Origin of the sequence: Marinobacter lipolyticus SM19, assembly GCF_000397065.2 — a bacterium.
Lineage (GTDB): Bacteria > Pseudomonadota > Gammaproteobacteria > Pseudomonadales > Oleiphilaceae > Marinobacter > Marinobacter lipolyticus.
Map to the genome: position 1 here is coordinate 21,001 of NZ_KE007329.1, position 22,648 is coordinate 43,648.

Here is a 22,648-nt window from a genome sequence, read left to right on the forward strand (position 1 = left end):
TGCCATCTCCTGTTTTAAGGCGAATGGTTGGGTCAATCGGACGCGTGGAGGACTAACCCGAAGCTAAAAGGTAAATATCATGGCTCAGGTAAATATGCGTGACCTGCTCAAGGCAGGTGCTCACTTCGGTCACCAGACCCGTTACTGGAACCCGAAAATGTCGAAGTTCATCTTCGGCGCCCGCAACAAGATTCATATCATCAACCTGGAACAGACTGTTCCTGCCATGAACGACGCGCTCAAGTTCGTTCAGCAACTGGCAGAGAACAAGAACAAGGTTCTGTTCGTAGGTACCAAGCGTGCCGCAGCGAAAATCGTCAAGGAAGAAGCTGAGCGCGCTGGTCAGCCGTTCGTAAACCACCGCTGGTTGGGTGGTATGCTGACCAACTACAAGACGATTCGTCAGTCCATCCGTCGCTACCGTGATCTGGAAGCCCAGAGTCAGGACGGTACTTTCGACAAGCTGACCAAGAAAGAAGCTCTTGAGCGTACCCGTGAGATGGACAAGCTCGAGCGTTCCATCGGCGGTATCAAGGATATGGGCGGCCTGCCGGACGCACTGTTCGTGATTGACGTTGACCACGAGCGCATCGCTATCAAGGAAGCCAACAAGCTGGGCATTCCTGTTATCGGTGTTGTTGATACCAACAGCGATCCTGACGGTGTTGACTACGTAATTCCAGGCAACGATGACGCCATTCGCGCTATCCAGATCTACGTGAAGGCCGTTGCCGATACCTGCATCGACGCAGCTCAGTCTGCCGGTGCCGGCGCTGACGAGTTTGTTGAAGTCAGTGAAGATGCTGAAGGTGCTGCTCCAGCCGCTGAGTGATGTTTTCCCTTCAGGTTTGAGATGTAGGGTGTGCCCGTGAATAACTCCGGGCACACCTCCCCACCGAATTCGGAACAAGAGGATTGAACATGGCTGCAATTACCGCTGCAATGGTCAAAGAGCTGCGTGAGCGTACCGGCCTTGGCATGATGGAGTGCAAGAAAGCACTGGTAGAAGCTGGTGGCAGTGTTGACGCTGCTATCGAAGAGCTGCGTAAGTCTTCTGGCCTGAAAGCCGCCAAGAAGGCTGGTCGTACCGCCGCTGAAGGCGTATCTCTGATCAAGATCTCCGACGACAACACCGTTGCTTTCATTCTGGAAGTCAACTCCGAGACCGACTTCGTTGCCCGTGATGACAACTTCATCAACTTCGCCAACGACGTTCTGGATGTTGCCTTTGAAAAGGGTGAAGCCGACGTGGCCAAGCTGATGGAAGGCGATCTGGAAGCCAAGCGTGAAGCGCTGGTTCAGAAGATTGGCGAGAACATCACCGTTCGTCGCATCGTTAAAGTTGAAGGTCCGGTTGTTGGTGGCTATGTCCACAGCAACAACAAGATCGCTTCTGTCGTGGCCCTGACCGCTGGTGACTCCGAAGTTGCCCGTGACATCGCCATGCACGCTGCCGCTGTTAACCCACGGGTTGGCAAGCCGGAAGACATGCCTGCTGATGAGCTCGAGAAAGAAAAAGAAGTCATCAAGGCCCAGCCGGACATGGAAGGCAAGCCTGCCGAAATCGTTGAGAAGATGATGGGCGGCCGCATCAAGAAGTTCCTCAAGGAGAACAGCCTTGTTGAGCAGCCTTTCGTCAAGAACCCGGACCAGACTGTGGGTGAGCTGATCAAATCCGCTGGCGGTGAGCTGGTTGGTTTTGTTCGTCTGGAAGTGGGTGAAGGTATTGAGAAGGAAGAAGTGGACTTTGCTGCCGAGGTTGCTGCTGCAGCCGGCACAGGTAAGGCCTGATCCTTCTGATTGGCGCTGCAGCCCTTGTGGTTGCAGTGCCGCCTGAGTCTGCCACGTCAGTTGGGGTGACCCGGCTTTCGTGGCGGGCTTGTATCTGAGATACCCCTTTTTGTTGAGGAGTATGTCAGATACAAGCCTGCGAAGCTTGTCGCGCCAGATAGCAGCCAACAGACGAAAAGGGGATCACCATGCCGACATCATCGAAAACCCAGCCAAGATACAAGCGTGTTTTGCTCAAGCTCAGTGGCGAAGCCCTGATGGGCGAGCACGATTTCGGTATTGATCCCAAAGTTCTTGACCGCATGGCGCTGGAAATCGGTGCCCTGATCGGTATTGGTGTTCAGGTGGGCCTGGTTATAGGTGGTGGTAACCTGTTCCGTGGCGCAGCCCTGAATGCGGCAGGCATGGATCGGGTAACCGGTGACCACATGGGCATGCTGGCCACCGTGATGAACGGTCTGGCCATGCGTGATGCCCTTGAGCGCTCAAACATCCGTACCCGTGTCATGTCGGCCATTCCCATGAGCGGTATCGTTGAGCACTATGATCGCCGTCGCGCTGTTCGTGACCTGAAAGACGGTGATGTGGTGATCTTCTGTGCTGGCACTGGCAATCCCTTCTTTACCACGGATTCCGCTGCCTGCCTTCGCGGGATCGAGATTGAGGCGGATGCGGTTCTCAAGGCAACCAAGGTGGATGGGGTCTATTCGGCGGATCCACATCTCGATTCGTCTGCAGAAAAATATGACAATCTGACCTATGACGAAGTGCTGGACAAGAAGCTCGGCGTCATGGACCTGACCGCAATTTGTCTGGCGCGGGATCACGGTATGCCGCTGCGGGTATTTGATATGAATCGCCCAGGTGCCCTGACTCGCATCGTGACCGGCGAAAAAGAAGGTACACTGATCGAATAATATGGTTGATCCGGCCTGCAGCATAGCGGTCGGGAAACGGACTGACATGAAATCGAATTGAGGATGCTCTAGTGATCAACGACATCAAATCCGAAGCTGAGAAGAAAATGCAGAAGAGCGTCGACGCGCTGCACTCAGCCTTCAACAAAATCCGTACCGGTCGTGCCCATCCGGCCATTCTCGACAGCGTCATGGTGAACTACTATGGCCAGGAAACGCCGCTTAAGCAGGTCGCCAGTGTGAATGTCGAAGACAACCGCACCCTGACTGTTTCTCCGTGGGAAAAGAATCTGGTACCGACCATTGAAAAGGCGATTATGACCTCGGATCTGGGGCTGAACCCGGCAACCAGCGGCGACATCATCCGGGTGCCAATGCCCATGCTGACCGAAGAAACCCGCAAGGAAATGGTCAAGCAGGCAAAAGCCGACGCTGAACACGGCCGGGTCTCTATTCGTAATGCCCGCCGTGACGCGAACTCCATGTTGAAGGACCTGCTCAAAGAAAAGGAAATCAACGAAGACGAAGAGCGCAAAGGCGAGGATGAAATCCAGAAATTGACGGATCGCTACATCGCCGACGTCGAAAAGATGCTCAAAGCCAAAGAAGAGGACTTGATGGCTGTCTGATCAGCCTCGTCTCATTCGGATAAACGAACAGCCGATGCCGATCCATCGGCTGTGCAGGGGACTTCATGACGGAAACTGTATCCGCAGAGATTCCGGTGTCGGCGGATAGCCGGCCCCGGCATGTGGCCATTATCATGGATGGTAACAATCGCTGGGCGAAAGAGCGCCAGCTGAAGGGGGTAGCGGGCCACAAGGCGGGCGTGAACGCGGTCAAGTCTGTTGTGGAAACCTGTGCCCGTGAAGGGGTCGAGGTCCTTACCCTGTTTGCCTTTTCCAGTGAGAACTGGCGGCGGCCCAAAGATGAAGTATCTGCCCTGATGCGTCTCTTCCTGTTCGCTCTGGAGCGGGAGGTGAAAAAACTCCATCGCAACAATATCCGGCTACGGATTATTGGTGACCGGACCGCGTTCAGCCCCGCGTTGCAGGAGCATATGGAGAAGGCAGAAGCGCTCACTCGCCATAATACCCTGATGACATTGGTCATAGCCGCTAATTATGGCGGCCACTGGGACATTACCCAGGCCACCAGGCAGGTTGCCGAAAAAGTCCGGGCAGGGGAGCTGGAGCCGTCGGATGTGACCGACGGCCTGATTCAGCAACATCTCTCAATCGGTGACCTGCCCATGCCAGACCTGATGATCCGGACGGCAGGCGAGCAACGCATCAGCAATTTCATGCTTTGGCATCTGGCATACACCGAGCTGTACTTCTCACCGGTTTACTGGCCCGACTTCCTGGAAGACGAAATGAAGGAAGCGCTGAAGGCCTATGCCGGCCGGCAGCGGCGATTCGGCCAGACCGACGACCAGATTGCCAGCCGTCGCCCGGAACAATAACGACAAGAAGCGAACCTTATTGTGCTAAAAACCAGAATCATAACTGCGCTTATCCTCGCCCCCATTGCCATAGGCGGGATTTTCTTCCTGCCGCCGCTTGGCTTCGCCCTGTTTACTGGCGCCATCATTACGATTGGTGCCTGGGAGTGGGCCAATATGTCCGGTGTAACCGCCCCGGTTGCCCGTGTGGCCTATGCCGGCGTGGTTGCCGCTGTTCTTTACGCTCTACTCGACGTTCCTGCTGTTGCCGTGCTCTGGCTGGCGGTTGTCTGGTGGATTGCCTGTTTCCTGATGGTTCGCAGCTACCCGTCAGGTTCCGGTCAGTGGGGTTCGTTACCCGTGAGGGCCATCATGGGATTGTTGGTGCTGGTACCGGCGTGGGTCGGGTTAAATCACCTGCGGACCGGTTCCTTCCAGTTTGGCGATGTGGCCAACAATCTGCTCGTTATCCTTTATGTATTCTGCGTGGTATGGGTTGCCGATATTGGTGCCTATTTCGCGGGCAGGGCCTTTGGCAAAGCCAAACTGGCACCGCGGGTCAGCCCGGGCAAGTCCTGGGCGGGTGTCTGGGGTGGTCTGGCCGCAGTAGCGGTCTTTGCGGTCATCGTCAGCCAGTTGGCGTCAGCACCCATTGACCAGACCCTGCTGTTGGTGATCGCAAGTCTGGTGACCGGTCTGGTGTCTGTGTTGGGAGACCTGCTGGAAAGCATGCTCAAGCGTTTCCGTGGCATCAAGGACAGTAGTCAGTTGCTGCCGGGTCATGGTGGTATCATGGACCGTATCGACAGCCTTACGGCCGCCATTCCGGTGTTTGCGCTGATTATTACCCAACTCGGCTGGCTGGCGGCTGGTAACTGGTGAGCGGTTTTATGCGCCATATAACCATCCTTGGAGCCACAGGGTCGATCGGCTTGAGCACACTGGATGTGATTCGCCGGCACCCTGAGCGATTTCGGGTTCACGCGCTGACTGCCTGCACCCGGGTTGAGGACATGGCGATATTGTGCCGTGAGTTTCAGCCGGTGTATGCCGTTATGGCGGATGCTAACGCTGCCAGCCAGTTGGCGGATGCGATTCCGGAACTTCCGACCACTGTGCTGAGCGGCGAATCGGGGCTGTGCCAGGTAGCCAGTTCCGGCGAAGTGGACGCGGTTATGGCGGCCATTGTGGGGGCTGCCGGGCTTCCGCCAACGCTGGCTGCTGTGCGGGCCGGTAAGCGGGTGCTGCTGGCCAACAAGGAAGCGCTAGTGATGTCTGGCCGGTTGTTTATGGATGCGGTGGCCGAGTCTGGTGCTGAGCTGCTGCCAATCGACAGCGAGCATAATGCGATTTTTCAGTGTATGCCGGCAGATCGGGTACGGGATCCTGATGGCGCAGGTATCACCCGCATCCTTCTTACGGCCTCGGGCGGTCCGTTCCGTGAACACACTGAGGATGACCTCAAAAGCGTGTCTCCGGCGCAGGCCTGCGCACACCCCAACTGGTCCATGGGCCAGAAAATCTCCGTGGATTCCGCCACCCTGATGAACAAGGGGCTTGAGCTGATTGAAGCCTGCTGGTTGTTCAACACCGAGCCTTCACGAATCGAAGTGCACGTTCATCCCGAAAGTATTATCCATTCGATGGTCGAGTACGCGGATGGGTCGGTACTGGCGCAATTGGGCAGCCCGGATATGCGGACTCCCATTGCTAACGGGCTGGCCTGGCCGGAGCGAATTGATGCCGGGGTGGCGCCACTCGACTTGTTTTCGATTGGTCGTTTTCACTTCGAGCGGCCTGATATGGACCGGTTTCCCTGCCTGAGACTGGCGGCAGAAGCCTTCCAGGCGGGCGGGACAGCACCAGCCGTGTTGAATGCTGCCAATGAGGAGGCGGTCGCGGCTTTTTTGGCGGGTGACCTTTGTTTTACCGATATCCCCGTTATTATAGAGCGCACGCTAACCGCAACCGATGTGGTCTCTGCCGACAGTTTTGAAACCATATTCGCCAAGGATGCGGAAGCCCGCAGGTTTGCCCGGGAACAGATACAATTGCTGACTGTCTGATTTATCGTCATCGGATTATTGGACTGATGGCCAACTATTGAGAGCGCTATGCAACTAGTACAAACCGTTCTGGCACTGGCTCTGACATTGGGCATACTGGTGACCCTTCATGAGTATGGCCATTTCTGGGTAGCCAGGCGCTGTGGGGTCAAGGTGCTTCGTTTTTCCGTTGGTTTCGGGAAGCCGATGTTCTCCTGGTATGACCGTCACGGTACAGAGTTTGCGATTGCCGCCATTCCGCTCGGCGGCTACGTCAAAATGCTGGACGAACGTGAAGGACCGGTTCCTGAAGAGCTTCGTGATCAGGAATTCACCTCCAAGCCTCCGTCACAGCGGATTGCGATTGCTGCTGCGGGGCCGGTGGCGAATTTCCTCTTTGCCATTGCTGCATACTGGCTGCTGAGTGTGGTCGGTTTTACGACCGTGGCGCCGATCGTTGGCGATGTAAAGCCGGACAGTGTCGCAGAGCGCATGGGCCTTGCTGAGGGAATGGAAATCCACGAAGTGGATGGTCGCAGGGTGAACTCCTGGCGGGATATCAACATGCGTTTGCTCGAGCGCGCAGGTGAGCATGGCAGCGTGGCTCTGACTGTCAGTGACAGTGGCAGCCGCGGAGAGCTGTCTGCCTCGCTCGATGGCTGGCGTCTGAAAGACGACAATCCCAATCCCCTGGGTGAATTCGGGATTCAGCCCTGGCGCCCCTCAATTCCCGCTGTATTGGATGAAATTAGTCAGGGTGGTGCTGCCGAAGCCGCCGGCCTGAAGCCCGGGGATCGGGTTGTTGCCGTGGATGGGGAGCCTGTTGGCGCCTGGTTTGAGCTGGTAGATATTATCCGGAGTTCCCCCGCAGCTACCTTGGTTGTCACGGTTGAACGTCAGGGCGAGCGCCTGGACTTCCGGGTAACACCAGAATCGAAAACCACCGACAGCGGCGAGGAAATTGGCTTTGTAGGTGCTGGCGTGGCTCAGGTAAGCTGGCCGGACGAAGTGTTGCGAGATGTACGGCTCGGCCCCATTGCAGCAGTGCCTAATGCCATCAGCGAAACCTGGGCGGATACCCGTCTGACGTTGGTTGCCATCAAAAAGATGGTAACCGGGCTGTTGTCACCCACCAATCTCAGCGGGCCGATTACCATTGCCCGGGTTGCGGAAGCCAGTGTCAGTTCCGGCTTCGAAGATTTCATACGCTTCCTGGCTTACCTGAGTGTGAGCCTGGGGGTGCTTAACCTGCTGCCGATACCGATCCTTGATGGTGGTCATATTGTTTATTACACCATCGAGGCCATCCGCCGTAAGCCGCTTTCCGAGCAGGTTCAGGCGCTTGGATTACGAATTGGTATGGCATTGATTCTCACATTAATGGTGTTTGCTCTTTACAACGACCTGATGCGGTTGTGAGAATTGCGGGCTCCTTACGCGCATTAACAGGCGAAATGACTGAATGAGACGTTCTCTTCTAGGTGTAGCCATAGGTCTGGCAATTGCCGGCATGGGCATGAGTTCAGCGCACGCTGACGAATTCACGGTATCCGATATTGAGGTAGAGGGACTACAGCGGGTATCCGCAGGTACCGTATTTTCGTCCTTCCCGGTCAACATCGGGGAGCCGGTGGATGAAGCCGAGCTTGCAGGGGCGATCAAGGATCTGTTCCGTACCGGATTGTTCACGGATATTGAAGCAAGCCGTGATGGTGGTGTTCTGATCCTGACCGTTCGGGAGCGTCCTTCCATCACGTCTATTGAGATTGAGGGTAACAAGAATATCGAAACGGATATGCTCATGGATGCGCTGTCCGGAGCCGGGCTTGAGGAAGGTCAGGTATTCCGCCGCGCGACACTGGAGCGCCTTGAGCTCGAGATTCTTCGATCTTATATCAGTCAGGGGCGTTACAACGCCCGAGTGAAGGCCACGGCAGAAGAATTACCCCGTAACCGGGTCGCCATCAAGCTTGATATAAATGAAGGGGATGTGGCGGCCATCCAGCACATGAACATCATCGGCAATGAGAACTTCAGCGATGAGGAGTTGCTGGATCTGTTCGAGCTCAGAACCAGCACCTGGTGGAACTCCATTACCAATGCCGACAAGTACGCGCGGGAACGACTCAGCGGCGATCTCGAATCCTTGAGATCATTCTACCTCGATCGTGGTTATCTGGACTTCAACGTCGAGTCCAGTCAGGTATCGATCTCACCGGACAAGAAGCAGGTCTTTATTGCGATCGCGCTCAATGAGGGTTCTCAGTATACCGTGTCAGACGTCCAGCTTCGGGGTGAGCTGATTGTCGACGAAGACGAACTGCGCGAGCTCATCTCCATCGAGGAAGGGGACATTTTCTCCCGCTCCACCATGACGGCTGTGTCTGAGCGATTGTCCCGTCGCCTGGGGCGTGAAGGTTACGCATTTGCTAACGTTAACGCCGTTCCTGAGCCCGCTGAGGACAACACAGCGTCGGTCACGTTCTATGTAGAGCCCGGCAAGCGCGCCTATGTCCGGCGGGTTAACTTTGAAGGTAACGTATCGACCCGCGATGAGGTCCTGCGACAGGAAATGACCCAGATGGAAGGTGGTGTGGCGTCTACCGACCGTATCGAATACTCCAAGACCAAGCTGGAGCGGCTGGGCTTTTTCCAGACGGTGGACGTGGAGACCACGCCGGTTCCGGGCACCGATGACATGGTGGATGTAAACTATTCCGTCGTCGAACAGCCCACGGGTAGCCTTTCTGCCTCGGTTGGCTTTTCTCAGGCTTCCGGTGTGATACTGGGTGCCAACGTGTCGGAGAACAACTTCTTTGGCAGTGGCAAGCGGGTGTCCTTTGGCGTCAACGTCAGTGACTCCATCAAAAGTGCGAACTTCTCGTATTCCGACCCTTACTACACGGTGGATGGTGTTAGCCGCGGCTTCAGTGTGTTTGCCAGGGAAACCGACTTTGAAGAACAGGATATCTCTTCCTACCTGCTGGATGAGTATGGCGGCCGGTTGAGCTTTGGATATCCAACCGACAGCATTACCCGTCTGAACTTTGGCGTTGGCTATACCCTGTCCAAGGTCAAGGGTGGTGTGTTCACCTCACAAGAGGTCCGGGATTTCATTGAAGAGGAAGGCAATAATTTCAATAACTACTTCCTGTTCGGTTCCTGGCGTCGCAGCACCCTGAACCGTGGGGTATTACCGACCGATGGCTATAGCCACTCACTGTCTGCCGACGTAGCCGTACCAGGCAGTGACCTGACATTCTACAAGTTAAGCCATAAAACCGACTTCTATCAGCCGCTCAATGAAAACCAGACCTGGGTCCTGCGAGGGCGTACAGAGGTAGGTTATGGTGATGGCTACGATGGCCGCGATGTTATGCCGTTCTACGAGCATTTCTACGCTGGTGGCTACGGTTCGGTACGGGGGTACGAAGCGAACTCCCTTGGACCGAGGGCGACAAATAGTCCTAATGATCTCTCAGATCCGGACCCGTTCGGTGGTAGTGTCTTGACGGAGGGTAGTCTCGAGTTGATCTTCCCGACGCCATTTGCGGGAGATAGCCGCTCCATGCGCACGGCATTCTTTGTGGATGCTGGTCAGGTGTTTGATCCGGACCGGGATTTTGACCCAGCCGGGGACGAGATCAGGTTGTCAGCGGGTGTAGGGTTCCAGTGGATCACCGCCGTTGGTCCGTTGGCCTTCAGTCTGGCCAAGCCGCTGAACGATAAGAGCGGTGACGATACTCAGATCTTCCAGTTCTCGCTGGGACAGACCTTCTGATCATTGGATGATGTAGAAAAACAAAGAAACAGAGGAGAAATACCATGTTCCGATTTGCAGCAATGGCCGCCATGCTGGCGGTGGTTGTGTCTTTCCCGGCAGCGGCTGAGACCCGCATAGGTGTTGTCGATCTTCGCCAGGCTTTGTTTTCTTCCAATGAAGCCAAAGCCTTCAGTGAGACCCTGCAACGGGATTTTTCGGATGATGAGGCGGAAGTTCGCCGTGCCCAGGAAGAGGCGAGGAAGCTTAAGGATCGACTCGAAAAAGATGGCGCGATGATGAACGAGTCCGAGCGCAACAAGCTGGCAGCGGAGTTCCAGGAGAAAGTAAAGGAATTCAACTTCCTGAAACAGCGCCTTGATTCCACGGTCGCCAGCCGTAAACAGTCTTTTCTCGAGAGTGCCCGCCCTGGTGTTGATGCCGCTGTTCAGGAGCTTCTTGAGGAACACGACCTTGACCTGATTCTCCCCAGCGAGGCCGTGGTCTACGTGAAGCCGGAAATGAATCTGACAGAAGAGTTGCTGGAAAAGCTGAATCGCTGATCGGGCCCGGCTTCGGTCCGGTACTTTTGACAGACCGGGCCATCCTACCTTGTGGAGTAAGTGATGACAGAGAGTTGTTACCGGCTGGGGGAGATTGCCGCCGAACTCGGGGCGGAACTCCGGGGAGATCCGGATACCATCATTCATGGTGTAGCGACGTTACAGGCCGCGACAGCCGGGCAGATCACGTTCCTGGCCAACCCCTCCTATGGCCGATACCTGAAAGATACACGGGCATCTGCCGTTATTGTTTCGCCTTCCGCTGCTGGTGATTCTCCGACCAATGTCCTGTTACTGGACAATCCGTATCTCGGATATGCTCGCCTCAGTCACTGGTTTGATCCTGCGCCTCGTCCGCAGCCCGGCGTTCACCCGTCTGCGGTTGTGGATCCTTCCGCCAGGGTGTCCGAAACCGCGTCCGTAGGCCCACACGCAGTAATCGAAGCGGAAGCTGAGATTGGGGATCATGTTGTCGTCGGCGCCGGCACCATCATAGGTGCCCGTTGTCGTATAGGCAGCCGGACGGTATTACGTCCCCGTGTAACCCTGGCTCACGATATTGTCGTGGGACAGCGTTGCCACATTCTCAGTGGCGCGGTGATTGGCTCTGACGGTTTTGGATTTGCCAATGAAAAGGGCGCCTGGCATCGCATTGCCCAGATCGGAAAAGTGGTTCTGGGTGACGACGTGGAGGTCGGCGCTAACACCACCATTGATCGGGGTGCCCTGGAAGACACGGTGATTGGCAACGGTGTCAAACTGGATAACCTGATCCAGATCGCCCATAACGTAACCATAGGTGATCACAGTGCCATGGCTGCCATGGTCGGGATTGCCGGCAGCACCCGAATTGGTCGGCACTGTGTATTCGGCGGCGCATCCGGTGTCGCCGGTCATCTTGAGATTGCAGACCAGGTACAGCTCACCGGTATGACCCTGGTAACCGGCGATATCCGTGAGCCGGGCGTGTATTCCTCGGGGACCAGCGCAGATAAGAATCGTCAGTGGCGCAAAAACGCAGTTCGCTTTCGGCAACTGGACGCTATGGCGCGAAAGCTTAAAGAACTGGAAAAGAAATCAGAGGGCTGAGGCCGTTAAAGATGATGTATATTGAAGAAATTCTGGAATATTTGCCCCACAGATACCCGTTTTTGCTGGTGGATCGGGTCACCGAAATCGAGAAGGGTAAATCCATTAAGGGATATAAGAACATTTCCTTCAACGAACCATTCTTTACAGGCCATTTTCCAAACAAGCCAATCATGCCCGGAGTGCTGATAATAGAGGCGATGGCGCAGCTTTCAGGGATTTTGGGTTTTGTGACCGTTGAACGGAAACCTTCGGATGGCGTGGTACAATATCTGGCTGGGTCCAGTAAGGTGCGTTTCAAGCGCCCCGTGGTGCCGGGAGACAGATTGTGCATGGAATCTACTTTTATCTCTGGCAAGCGCGGAATCTGGAAATTTGAGTGTCGGGCACTGGTCGACGGTGAAGTCGTCTGCGTGGCCGATATATTGACCGCTGAGAGAGAAGTTTGATGGCGACAAATGACTGGTCGGGTGTCCATCCTCAAGCGATTGTAGACCCATCAGCCAGACTGGCGGACAACGTTACCGTTGGTCCGTGGAGCTACATCGGCCCCGATGTGGAAATTGGGGAGGGAACCGAAATCCTCTCCCACGTGGTGGTAAAAGGGCCAACGGTTATTGGCCGTAACAACCGTATATTCCAGTTCTCCAGTATTGGAGAGGAATGTCAGGACAAGAAATACGCCGGCGAGCCAACCACACTGGTGATCGGTGATGACAACGTGATCCGTGAAAACTGTACGATTCATCGTGGCACTGTCCAGGATCGTGGCGAGACTCGGATCGGCAGCGGCAACCTGTTAATGGCTTACGTCCATGTGGCTCATGACTGCACGGTTGGCGACAACACGATTCTCGCCAACTGCGCGACCCTGGCTGGACACGTCACCGTTGGTGACTGGGCGATCCTCGGTGGTGGCACCATGGTTCACCAGTTCTGTCACATAGGCCCTCACAGCATGGCGGCCGGTGGCAGCATTGTCCTCAAGGATATTCCTGCTTATGTCATGGCCAGCGGCCAGTCCGCTGCGCCTCACGGCATGAACGTGGAAGGCCTTCGACGCCGCGGGTTCAGTAAGGAAGTGCTGCTGACCCTGCGCCGGGCGTATAAGGTTATCTACCGTCAGGGCCTGACCACCGAACAGGCTGTGGAAGAGCTGGAAAAGTCCTACCCTGATGTGGACGAAATGCGTCCGCTCATTGACTCCCTTCGTGGTGCACACCGCGGCATCATTCGATAGTTGGCCCCGGAGCGGTGATGGACCATCCCACCCCCAGGGTCATTAGCGACCGGCCCATCACATTTGGCATTGTGGCGGGCGAGGCATCGGGAGACATACTCGGTGCCGGCCTGATTCATGCGCTACGTGCCAGATACCCTCGCGCCCGTTTTGTCGGTATCGGCGGGGAAGAGATGGAAGCGGCCGGTTTCCATTCCCTGGTGCCGATGGAGCGGCTGTCGGTGATGGGGCTGGTGGAAGTGCTTGGCCGCATTCGCGAACTGTTCAGTATTCGCGCCCGCCTGATGGATTACTTTCTGACCACGCCACCGGATGTGGTCATCGGTATCGATTCCCCGGATTTCACCCTCGGTGTTGAACGCCGCTGCCGCGATGCCGGCATCCCGACAGTCCATTACGTTAGTCCCTCGGTCTGGGCGTGGCGCCAGAAGCGAATCTTCAAGATCGCAAAATCCGTGAACCTGATGCTGACCCTGTTTCCCTTCGAGGCCCGCTTCTACGAAGAGCACGATGTACCGGTGGCGTTTGTCGGGCACCCGTTGGCGAACCGCATACCGATGGCACCGGACACCGCAGGCGCCCGGCAGGCCCTAGGGCTGGATGAGAACAAGCCGGTGCTGGCGATATTGCCGGGCAGTCGCAGTGGCGAAGTGGAGCGTCTCGGCAGCCTGTTTCTGGCCGCCGCCCGCTGGATACAGAGCACCCGCCCGGATCTGCAGCTGGTGATTCCCTGTGTGAACCGTGACCGCGAAAAGCAGGTGCGCGGGCTGGTTGAGTCCCTGGAAGTGGCATTGCCGGTCACCATCGTCAGAGGGCGCTCCCGCGAGGTGATGGCAGCCTCCGACGTGGTGCTGTTGGCATCAGGGACAGCAACTCTCGAAGCCATGCTGCTGAAAAAACCGATGGTGGTCGGCTATCGGCTGAGCAATGTCAGTTACAAGCTGCTCTCCCGTCTGGTCAAGGTGCCCCATGTTGCGCTTCCCAATCTGTTGGCTCGTAAGCCGTTGGTGCCGGAATTGCTTCAGGACGATGCCACCCCCGAGGCTCTGGGTGCTGCTGTGCTTGAACGTCTGGAGAACGAGGACGAGCGAACCCGTCTGACCGAGGCATTCACCGAGCTGCATCTGCAACTCCGCCAGAACGCGGATGAGCGAGCGGCGGACGCTATCTCGGAACTGCTGGAGCGTTCATCTTGAGCAAATCGCGATTACCTCCCTTCCACTGCCATTACTCCGGTTCGCGCCTGGCGGGTGTTGATGAAGTCGGCCGGGGGCCGTTGATCGGGGCGGTTGTGACAGCCGCGGTGATCCTGGATCCTGAACGACCGATAGCGGGGCTCGCCGACTCCAAAAAGCTGACAGAGAAGCGCAGGGAAGCTCTGTACGAAGAGATCTTGGAGAAGGCCGCCGCCTGGAGTCTTGGGCGTGCCGAAGCGGAAGAGATTGATCGCCTGAATATCTATCAGGCCACCATGGTGGCGATGGAAAGGGCGGTGTCCGGCCTGTCTGTGGAGCCAGAGTATGTACTCGTCGACGGAAACCGCTGCCCGAAATGGCGCTGGCCTTCGGAGCCGGTCGTTAAAGGCGATTCCCGTGTTGAGGCCATCAGTGCGGCATCCATCATTGCAAAAGTGGTCCGTGACCGTGAAATGGCCGAACTGGATAAGCAGTTCCCCGGTTTCGAGCTGGCCAGGCACAAAGGCTATCCCACGCCAGTCCATCTGGAGGCATTGAACCGCCTTGGCGCCACCGTTCATCATCGACGTTCGTTCCGGCCCGTACAGGAGGCCATCGATACGGTGGGGATGTATGAGCAGGCTCCGCAGGAGAGTCTGACGTATCCGAGTGACCTGTTTGAAAATATCGATTGACAGCCATAGGGCGAATCCTTAAGATACGCGCACGTTGATTCGGGGGGTTCCCCGATAAACAACCAGTTTGATGCGGGGTGGAGCAGTCTGGTAGCTCGTCGGGCTCATAACCCGAAGGTCGTTGGTTCGAATCCAGCCCCCGCTACCATTATTGAAATAAGGCCAGCTTACGCTGGCCTTATTGCTTTCAAGCGGGGGCTTTTGAGTCGCCAGCAAAGAGAAAGGCAGATCAGTACTTACTGGTCTGCCTTTTTTGCGTTTGGGGTGGCAGAAATTCTTTTCGACGCAGCACCACAGGTGGCTTAGAGATCTGTTGCTGGATCACGGCGGTTATTCGTGTGGCCTTCAGCCTGAGCAGATGCGTTCCTAAGTATGTCCTAAAATGTTTATTGGTGGTCCCAAGATGTGATGGGCAGCTTGCCTGCCGGTCCAGTATTGTGGGCAGACTATCTACAACATCGGCTTGATGGATCAGACTCCAATCCGGGTCTTTCATGATTGGGAAGAGCGGTCACGGTATGCAATCAGACTCCCAGAACGGTGGCGTAAACGACGACGGGGCTTTTGTCCTGTCCGGCCTTCTGCAACATCTTCTGACTCTGGCCGAGCAGTTCGGATTATCTTACAGCAGCATACTAAATGAGACCGGGCTGCCCCCTGAGTACCTGATTGATCCAAACCAGATGGTGCCAATGCGGTACCTTGAATCCGTACTTAATGCGGGTGTGAAGCATACCGGCGATGATCTCCTTGGGCTTCATCTATCGGAGTTCTCTCAGCCCGAAAGTTTTGGCGTGGCCGGCTATATAGTGAGGGCGTGTGGAACGCTTCGCGAAGTGATTGAGATGTGCATGCGGTATGAGCATCTGGTGAGCAACGTTGGAAGCACCTCGTTTGAATTCAATCCCGGACAAGTTGCCTGGACCTGGAATTTAGCCACGACCAATCCAGAGTTTCGGTTGCAAGCCGTTGACTACATGCTTGGTAGTCTCGCCACAGTGAGAGTACACCTGCCAAACGTAAGACATTGGGATTTTGATTGCGTGCTCCTCCAGCGTGGGGCGCCAGAAACCACTCACCAACTCAGAGAATATGAGCGGGTATTTCGTTGTCCTGTGCATTTTAACCAGCCGATGAACGGGCTGGTATTTCCACTTGCACACCTGGATGCACCGCTGCTGCATTCCAATAGTGCAATGCGAGATGTTCTTGAGAGTCATGCCCGCTTCCTCGAAAGCAAGCAAACAGAGCCCGATTTTTTAGGGAATGCCCGCTCCATTCTGAAAACGATGGTTATGAGGGGAAAGCCTTCCAGATCCGAGTTGGCAAATGCCTTGGGTATGAGCAGTCGTCATCTATTACGTCGATTGAACGTTGAGGGCACCAGTTATCGGGCATTGTTGGACGAATTACGTGAGGAGATGGCAAGGAAGCTTCTTCTGGAAAGCAATGAGAGTATCGAAGCTATTGCGCATCGTCTGCAGTACACCGAAAGCCAATCTTTTATAAGGTGGTTCAAGGCTTGTCATGGGATGACTCCTTCCCAGTTCAGACAGCAAGCAGTCAATCGAGACAATGAAGAGAGGTAATGAAAGGTATGGACTGGAATCAGAGGCAGGTATTGGTAACCGGCGGTGGCAGCGGCATTGGCCGGGAAATGGTCACCATGTTTCACGCGATGGGGGCAAAAGTTGCAACCGCGACCCTGGACCCGGATGAACTTGAGTCATTGAAAGCAGAATTGGGTGATGGCCCTGGTGAATTCATTCCCATCCAGATGGACCTTACGACAGACGACGCTGTTGAAACGTTGATGCAGCAACTTGATGACCAGGGATTCAGCGTAGAAGTGCTGGTGAACAATGCCGGGACTGGCTTGCTGGGCAACCACACCGAACTCGACACAAAGAGCGTGCGCAAAGCCCTGACTCTCAACATTCAGGTTGTCACCGAGTTGGTGGCAGTGGTTGCCAGGCGGATGATAGAGGAGGGAGTGCAGGGGCACATTCTCAATGTCGCCTCCATTGGTGGTTATGTGCCCGTCCCGAAGCTGGCAGCCTACGCCGGTAGTAAACACTATGTGATCGCCTTTACTCATGCCTTGGCCGATGAACTGGCGCCTCATGGGATCTATGTAGGAATGCTATGTCCCGGAATAACCCGCACCAAGATATACGACGCCATGGGGCTATCGTCAGAGCAGCATAGCCGTGGGTCCATCAGCTCTCTTGCCGATCTGGTTGCGATGGATGCAGCACAAGTTGCCGAGTGCGGAATTCGGGCAATTGAGAAAAAGCAGCGGGTGGCGCTGCCCGGACTGAATAAGTTGGTTCCGGTTTCCTCCCTGTTCCCCCAACAATTTGTCTCGCGGATGCTTCAAGGAGTTGTTGGAAGCCGATCCGCCCGTTAACGCGAAGGACATCCTCAAATGACATTAAAAAATAAAAACAAAATCATCCTTACTTTGACCACTGTGCTTCTTGCCGCCTGTGGCGGCGGAAGCGACAAACCTTCGGCGGTCGAGTCGGACCAGATTTCCAATGCACCCAGAGACGAAACGCCACAACTGGAGTCGCCTGTGCATTCACAATGCGTTCGCGACAGTTGGGTAGCTGGCACGACCGAACTGTGCCAGGGCGTCCTGACCTATTACGACTATGTCTATGATGACTACGGCGCGGATGCCGGACTTGTCTCTATGGACCCGGCATTGCTGAACCTGCTGAATCGGGGAGGGCAGCTCGGGTTGCCCACTGCGAACACCCCCGGGCTCCTTTCTCCTGCAGCTGGTGATCAGCGTTACCCGACTGGACGGGAAAATACCGCAGACCTTGTCAGGCTGAGCCTGGCAATTAAGCAAAACAAACTGATAGTGATGGCCGAGCTCAACACTATGTTCAATCCGGATGATGCGATTCTGGGAGTCGCTATCGATACCAATCCGGAGGGCGATTCCGGTGGTGGTAACTGGGGTGAGATCAATGTCAGTAGTGACGGTTGGGATCAGACCTATTTCGCGCATCACGGAGACCCAGACACCAATACCCTGTCCCTGACCGCTCCGTTACCCGAAGGGGAGCACTGGCGTATTCAGGCTGCCGTAGCAAAAGCGGACGGTACGGTGATGAACGTAGCGTTCCGTGGCCCACACGAAGAAGCTAAAGCCGATGGCGGGGTAAATCAGGTACTACCGGCTTCGGGCAACTTCTGGGAAGATCGCCAGGCGGCAGAGTTGGCTGACGGCGACATCAGCGCGTTTGGCCAGATGGTCAACGTCTCCGATCTTCGCAATGGCGTCACGCAAGTGGCCGAAAAAACGACTGGCTTCCATCAGCGAGTGTATACATCAGCCTACCCATTGGGAGAAGGCATCGCCATGCCTGCAGAAGATGGACGGGATGGCGGGGGGCTGTTCTGCGGTCAGTCGTTTACTTACCTCGGCAAGTACCAGCCGTATGGCGTCTATGTTCCTGAGGGTGATCATGCTGATAAGCCGGGCATGATGGTGGTGATGCATGGCTGTGAGGCGAACCATGCCAGCCAGATAAACCAAACCAACATGCAAAGACAATTTGGTGACGACCTCAATCGAATTCTTGTTTCGCCTTTGGGAAGAGGGCCTTATGGCTTTTATACCGGGCCGTCCGAACGGGATGTTCTGGATGTCATGGAGGATATAGAACAAGCTTATGACATTGATCCGGATCGCATTTTCGCTTCTGGTTATTCCATGGGGGGCTTTGGCGCTCTTCATATGGCGACCCATTACCCGGATCGATTCGCGGGCATGGTAAGTTGGGTGGGGCATACGGGTGATCTGATCAATAAACCCAGCGTTCAACCCCTGGTGGACGAACTTCTCAATACCACATCGGAGGTTTTATTGCGGCCAGTATTGGCGTCGATCCTGGGCAGTATTGCAGACCCTCAAACCGGTACCGAAAATGTCATCGACTACCTGGAGAATTTACGCCACGTGCCCAGTGCCCATTTATACGCTGGCGCAGATGAACTGGTTCCAATACACGAAGCTCTGGCTATTGCTCAGCGACTCTCGCTCACAGAGGGTGTTGAATATTACTTTTACCTGCACCCAGTTGCGGAACATTTAACACTATTGTTGTTTGATAATTGGGCTAAAGAAGCCCAGTTGAGTGCTGACTGGGCCAGGGTATTAAACCCATCTCGCGTCAGTTACCGGTTTGATCCACGCTTCGACTACCCGGATCTGGATATTATTCATGATAAAGCCTATTGGGTGAGCAATTTGCGGGCCCGTAGCGTGAATGAGGCCTTTATTGATTTGTCGGCACCGGGTTGTAATGTCAGTGATCCGGCTTTTGACGTGGGAACCGGCCTGGGCGCATCGCCGCTACCATGGGCTGGCAGCTATCGACTGGCTGAGGGGGTTATCCCTGCCGCTCCGTCCCTGACCCTGAGCGGGAAGTTGGAGAATGTAGCCAGTGCCACGCTGGACCTGGAATCAATTTGCCTGAAGGGTATGGCCTTCTACTACGACATCGACAGCGATGGGCCGGCTGTTCTTGAACTGAGCGATGGCCGTGTACTGAATCTGGTGGCGGGTAAGAATGAAGGTCTGTTCTGACGCCGCAATCAGTGGTGAAGAGCTTTTCGGCAGGCTTCAGGCCAGAATTGCATTCCAGCGTGAGGGATTTGGGTTGATAGGCAAGTATCTGGAATAGGGGCCCGACGGCCATTGCTCGAGTTCCTCTAACGGATCATGATTCGGAAACCGAAAAATCAACAAGAATCAGGATCTCTCATGCCCCAATCGCCCCTGGCCCAACCCCTGAAACTCCCCTGCGGCGCTGTCTTACCCAACCGAATCGCCAAGGCCGCCATGACCGAAGGGCTGTCCGATGATCAATTGCACGCCACTCATCGGCATGAAACGCTCTATCGGCGCTGGTCCGATGGCGGTGCAGGGCTGCTGATCACCGGCAATGTGATGATTGATCATCGGGTGCTGGAACGACCGGGTAATGTGGCCATTGATCCTGCACCGGCGGAGGGCGAGCCTGGGGGTATGGCGCAACTGCGGGCCTGGGCCAAAGCCGGTACCCGCAACGGCAACCATTTGTGGATGCAGATCTCTCATGCCGGCCGCCAGTCGCCGCGCTATGTTACTTCGCGGCCGATGGGGCCCTCGGCGGTTCAGCTGTCGCTGATGGGCAACTATGCCCGCCCGCGGGCGCTGACGGAGCCGGAGATCCTGGACTTTATCCAGCGTTTTGCCAACGTCGCCAGGATTGCCAAAGACGCGGGCTTCACTGGTGTTCAGGTGCATGGGGCCCATGGTTATTTGCTGTCGTCGTTTCTTTCACCGGTGACCAACCAACGGACGGATCGCTGGGGCGGGGCTCTGGAGAATCGTGCCCGTTTCCTGCTGGAAGTAGTTCGTGCGACCCGCGCGGCCGTGGGGCCGGAGTTTCCGGTGGCGGTAAAGCTGAATTCCGACGATTTCCGCAAGGGCGGGTTTACGCTCGATGAGTCTGTGCGCGCGGTGCGCTGGCTCAATGAGGAGGGTATTGATCTGCTGGAGGTGTCCGGCGGCACCTACGAACAGCCGCGGCTGCTCGGGTACAGCGGTGATGCCGACACGGCGAGCGATGGGCCGGCCATGAGGGAAAACACTCGCAAGCGGGAGGCTTACTTCCTGGATTATGCCCAGACGATTCGTGAGGTGTGCGATTGCCCGCTGATGGTCACCGGTGGATTCCGGACGTGCACGTTTATGGAAGAGGTGGTTGCCAGCGGCGAAACTGATGTGGTGGGCCTTGGCCGACCGCTCTGCACGGAACCCGATACGCCCAGGGACCTGCTTGAGGGCTGCATCGATAAGACCATTTGCCACGAGGATCACGTCAAACTTGCTCAGCGGGGCTTTTTCTCCCCGACCAGTCCGCTGATGCCATTCAAAATAATAAACGTGCTTGGCGGTCAGGCCTGGTACTACCAGCAGATTTTCCGGCTGGCAGATGACGAAGAGGCTGATCCGAATCTGGGTATCCTCAAGGCGATTGGCGCTTATCTGAAAGATGAACTGAGCCGGGCCCGGCGGGTGAAGAAGTCCCGCCGTCACCAGAGCTCTATTTCAGAAGCAGTCGCTGAACAGAGTGGGGCATGAACCGGGTGATAAAGGCGCCGGCGTAGGTCTGCGGCGTAACCAGATATCGCGGCTTGGGCCGCGCCGCTTCTGCAGCCCGGTAAATCTTTTTGGCAACGTCCGACGCACTGGCCGTAAACGGCTTCAATTTAGCGCCTGGCGCGAGAGCGGCTTCCATGGCTTCGTACTTCTCCTTGTGCACCGCGCTCGCCCGGCTGGTCACGGGCTGCAAGGCAGCCAGGGCATGTTCCCTGAAGCGGGTTGCCACGGGCCCCGGTAGCACCAGCGAGACACTTTCCAGGCTTTTGCTGCCCCGTTCATCAAACCAGAAGCTGTCGTGAGCCGCGTTCATAGCGGACTTCGCGGCACAATAAGCGCCTTTCATTTGTTGGGGCGTAATGGATAAGACGGAGCTGACAGCGATGACCCGTAACGGTATTCCGTGTCGTTCGCAGAGCCTCAGACAGACAGCGGCCAGCTTGATCGGGCCGAATACGTGGGTGCTGAATTGCTTGAGCCACATGGCCTCGGACAGATCGCGAAGGGCCCCGAATTGCCCGTAACCGGAGTTGTTGACCAGAATAACCCGCTTGGCCCCCGCGATTTCGGTTTCCAGCGCGCCCGAAAGGCTATCAATCTGGTCAAAGGACTCAAGATCCAGTGCCAGTTCCAGAGCTGCTGACTCAACGCCACTTGGCTGTCGGGACAGGGCGATAACCCTATAGCCGTTTCGGGCAAAGAGGGCGCAGGCTTCACGGCCAATGCCGGCACTGGCACCGGTTACCAGGGCAAGTTTTGCCATAGTGGATGTCCTTTGGTTTGAGACCAGACCTGCTGAAAGGGGAGGATGGCAGTGACGCCCTTAGTCCTGAACGGTCAGGAAACCGGATTGCGAGGCAGTTGTTGCAAAAAATGCAACAGTTCAATCTTGAAGCCTGCCGCCCCACTTCACTCAAACATATCAGAAAAAACCCGCGCAAATTCCTTGAAGTCATTCAAATGGAACTTGCAGATGGAGAAAACAATTTCCCAATTCACCTCGTCATAGTTATGAACCATCACGTTCCGGAAGCCGACGGATTTTCTCATACGCTCAGCGAGACCATGATCGATGATGCCGGACGTTGCCAATGCTTCGAATGTTTGCCCCATGGTTTTCGGTGAAGTTGCCCCGGCATGTTCGGCGAGCCAATGAGAGGCGATATCGACGCACATCTGCACGGCCCGTGTCAGGTTCAGTGAGATGATATCCTGCGCATCCACATCTTCCAAAAGCGCTGAAAGATTCTTTGGTAACCTGGACTCCACTCGCTCGATACAGCGCCTGAGAGATTCCAGTTTCTGTGCTACGAGTTGTTCATCCATGCCCGGCGTCGCCCTTCGAGTATGCGTTTCTGGTAGGGTACAAAATCTTCGTTTTCCATAATGTTACGAAATATCAGTTCGCCCCAGTAACGTCTGGGGCCCAGCACTTGAATGCCGTTGGAGACAATCTGGTCCAGGAGCGGTTGGCCGGCAGTGCGCAGGTCTATCAGGTCGACGGGCCGATTGAAGGCCAGTGCAAGTGCCTCGGTTATGGCAATGCGTTCATCAGCGGTTAGCCGCTTATCGGCCTGCACGGCCACGTCGATGTCGCTGTCCGGGCGTTCTGCAGCGTGTGCCATAGAGCCGAACAGAACGGCGAAGCGGATATCAGGAAACCGCCCCAACTGGTCGCGAAGCTCTGCTATTTCAGTGCGCTCTGGTGTTTTTGTTTGCATATCTACGGTTCTGCTTTACGGCTATAAAAAGAGCTTACCAGA

General features: G+C 55.8%; 22 protein-coding genes and 1 tRNA gene. 20 read left to right on the plus strand and 3 right to left on the minus strand.

Annotated features, from left to right (window positions below; genetic code table 11):
• The first annotated feature begins 79 nt into the window (after window positions 1–79).
• From rpsB to MARLIPOL_RS17105, 20 genes are all read left to right on the plus strand, one after another.
• Complete coding sequence (rpsB, locus tag MARLIPOL_RS17010; RefSeq protein WP_012139562.1) at window positions 80–832, plus strand: 30S ribosomal protein S2; 753 nt, start codon at window positions 80–82, stop codon at window positions 830–832.
• 89 nt (window positions 833–921) lie between these two features.
• Window positions 922–1,791, plus strand: a complete 870-nt coding sequence (tsf, locus tag MARLIPOL_RS17015; protein WP_012139563.1) for a translation elongation factor Ts — start codon at window positions 922–924, stop codon at window positions 1,789–1,791.
• A 188-nt stretch (window positions 1,792–1,979) separates the two neighbouring features.
• Complete coding sequence (pyrH, locus tag MARLIPOL_RS17020) at window positions 1,980–2,708, plus strand: UMP kinase (protein WP_012139564.1); 729 nt, start codon at window positions 1,980–1,982, stop codon at window positions 2,706–2,708.
• A gap of 71 nt (window positions 2,709–2,779) precedes the next feature.
• Window positions 2,780–3,337 carry a ribosome recycling factor gene (frr, locus tag MARLIPOL_RS17025; RefSeq protein WP_012139565.1) on the plus strand — a complete coding sequence of 186 codons (558 nt, stop codon included), beginning with the start codon at window positions 2,780–2,782 and terminating at the stop codon, window positions 3,335–3,337.
• A 65-nt stretch (window positions 3,338–3,402) separates the two neighbouring features.
• On the plus strand, window positions 3,403–4,173 hold the full coding sequence (uppS, locus tag MARLIPOL_RS17030) for a polyprenyl diphosphate synthase (RefSeq protein ID WP_012139566.1): 771 nt from the start codon (window positions 3,403–3,405) through the stop codon (window positions 4,171–4,173).
• Window positions 4,174–4,194: 21 nt separating this feature from the next.
• The gene (locus MARLIPOL_RS17035) at window positions 4,195–5,034 is read left to right on the plus strand and encodes a phosphatidate cytidylyltransferase (RefSeq protein ID WP_012139567.1); all 840 of its coding nucleotides are present in this window, start codon (window positions 4,195–4,197) and stop codon (window positions 5,032–5,034) included.
• Between the two features lie 8 nt (window positions 5,035–5,042).
• Entirely contained in the window at window positions 5,043–6,218 is a 1,176-nt protein-coding gene (gene ispC / locus MARLIPOL_RS17040; RefSeq protein ID WP_012139568.1) for a 1-deoxy-D-xylulose-5-phosphate reductoisomerase, read from the plus strand.
• 48 nt (window positions 6,219–6,266) lie between these two features.
• Complete coding sequence (gene rseP / locus MARLIPOL_RS17045) at window positions 6,267–7,616, plus strand: RIP metalloprotease RseP (protein ID WP_012139570.1); 1,350 nt, start codon at window positions 6,267–6,269, stop codon at window positions 7,614–7,616.
• Between the two features lie 43 nt (window positions 7,617–7,659).
• The gene (bamA, locus tag MARLIPOL_RS17050; RefSeq protein ID WP_036192337.1) at window positions 7,660–9,978 is read left to right on the plus strand and encodes an outer membrane protein assembly factor BamA; all 2,319 of its coding nucleotides are present in this window, start codon (window positions 7,660–7,662) and stop codon (window positions 9,976–9,978) included.
• 44 nt (window positions 9,979–10,022) lie between these two features.
• Window positions 10,023–10,520: an OmpH family outer membrane protein gene (locus tag MARLIPOL_RS17055; protein WP_012139572.1), complete on the plus strand. Its 498-nt coding sequence runs from the start codon at window positions 10,023–10,025 to the stop codon at window positions 10,518–10,520.
• 63 nt (window positions 10,521–10,583) lie between these two features.
• On the plus strand, window positions 10,584–11,609 hold the full coding sequence (lpxD, locus tag MARLIPOL_RS17060) for a UDP-3-O-(3-hydroxymyristoyl)glucosamine N-acyltransferase (RefSeq protein ID WP_012139573.1): 1,026 nt from the start codon (window positions 10,584–10,586) through the stop codon (window positions 11,607–11,609).
• Window positions 11,610–11,620: 11 nt separating this feature from the next.
• On the plus strand, window positions 11,621–12,058 hold the full coding sequence (gene fabZ / locus MARLIPOL_RS17065) for a 3-hydroxyacyl-ACP dehydratase FabZ (protein ID WP_012139574.1): 438 nt from the start codon (window positions 11,621–11,623) through the stop codon (window positions 12,056–12,058).
• Entirely contained in the window at window positions 12,058–12,849 is a 792-nt protein-coding gene (gene lpxA, locus MARLIPOL_RS17070) for an acyl-ACP--UDP-N-acetylglucosamine O-acyltransferase (protein ID WP_012139575.1), read from the plus strand. The genes fabZ and lpxA overlap by 1 nt, the downstream gene beginning before the upstream one ends.
• Window positions 12,850–12,866: 17 nt before the next feature.
• Complete coding sequence (gene lpxB, locus MARLIPOL_RS17075; protein WP_012139576.1) at window positions 12,867–14,045, plus strand: lipid-A-disaccharide synthase; 1,179 nt, start codon at window positions 12,867–12,869, stop codon at window positions 14,043–14,045.
• Window positions 14,042–14,719, plus strand: a complete 678-nt coding sequence (gene rnhB / locus MARLIPOL_RS17080) for a ribonuclease HII (RefSeq protein WP_012139577.1) — start codon at window positions 14,042–14,044, stop codon at window positions 14,717–14,719. Before lpxB ends, rnhB begins: the two co-directional genes overlap by 4 nt.
• A 71-nt stretch (window positions 14,720–14,790) precedes the next feature.
• Window positions 14,791–14,867: transfer RNA gene (locus tag MARLIPOL_RS17085), tRNA-Met, on the plus strand.
• A gap of 370 nt (window positions 14,868–15,237) precedes the next feature.
• Window positions 15,238–16,308: an AraC family transcriptional regulator gene (locus MARLIPOL_RS17090; RefSeq protein ID WP_012139578.1), complete on the plus strand. Its 1,071-nt coding sequence runs from the start codon at window positions 15,238–15,240 to the stop codon at window positions 16,306–16,308.
• Window positions 16,308–17,129, plus strand: a complete 822-nt coding sequence (locus MARLIPOL_RS17095; RefSeq protein WP_012139579.1) for an SDR family NAD(P)-dependent oxidoreductase — start codon at window positions 16,308–16,310, stop codon at window positions 17,127–17,129. The genes MARLIPOL_RS17090 and MARLIPOL_RS17095 overlap by 1 nt, the downstream gene beginning before the upstream one ends.
• A gap of 18 nt (window positions 17,130–17,147) precedes the next feature.
• A complete protein-coding gene (locus MARLIPOL_RS17100) occupies window positions 17,148–19,325 on the plus strand; it encodes a prolyl oligopeptidase family serine peptidase (RefSeq protein ID WP_012139580.1) in 2,178 nt (725 codons plus the stop codon).
• 177 nt (window positions 19,326–19,502) lie between these two features.
• Complete coding sequence (locus tag MARLIPOL_RS17105; RefSeq protein WP_012139581.1) at window positions 19,503–20,867, plus strand: NADH:flavin oxidoreductase/NADH oxidase family protein; 1,365 nt, start codon at window positions 19,503–19,505, stop codon at window positions 20,865–20,867.
• Here the strand turns inward: MARLIPOL_RS17105 and MARLIPOL_RS17110 are convergent.
• The 3 genes from MARLIPOL_RS17110 to mntA all read right to left on the minus strand — a co-directional run bounded on the left by MARLIPOL_RS17110 (window position 20,830) and on the right by mntA (window position 22,606).
• Window positions 20,830–21,648 (minus strand): SDR family NAD(P)-dependent oxidoreductase, encoded by an 819-nt coding sequence (locus MARLIPOL_RS17110; protein ID WP_012139582.1) that lies wholly within the window; start codon window positions 21,646–21,648, stop codon window positions 20,830–20,832. The genes MARLIPOL_RS17105 and MARLIPOL_RS17110 overlap by 38 nt on opposite strands.
• A gap of 146 nt (window positions 21,649–21,794) precedes the next feature.
• On the minus strand, window positions 21,795–22,211 hold the full coding sequence (gene hepT, locus MARLIPOL_RS17115; protein ID WP_012139583.1) for a type VII toxin-antitoxin system HepT family RNase toxin: 417 nt from the start codon (window positions 22,209–22,211) through the stop codon (window positions 21,795–21,797).
• The gene (mntA, locus tag MARLIPOL_RS17120) at window positions 22,193–22,606 is read right to left on the minus strand and encodes a type VII toxin-antitoxin system MntA family adenylyltransferase antitoxin (RefSeq protein WP_012139584.1); all 414 of its coding nucleotides are present in this window, start codon (window positions 22,604–22,606) and stop codon (window positions 22,193–22,195) included. The genes hepT and mntA overlap by 19 nt, the downstream gene beginning before the upstream one ends.
• Window positions 22,607–22,648: the final 42 nt, after the last annotated feature.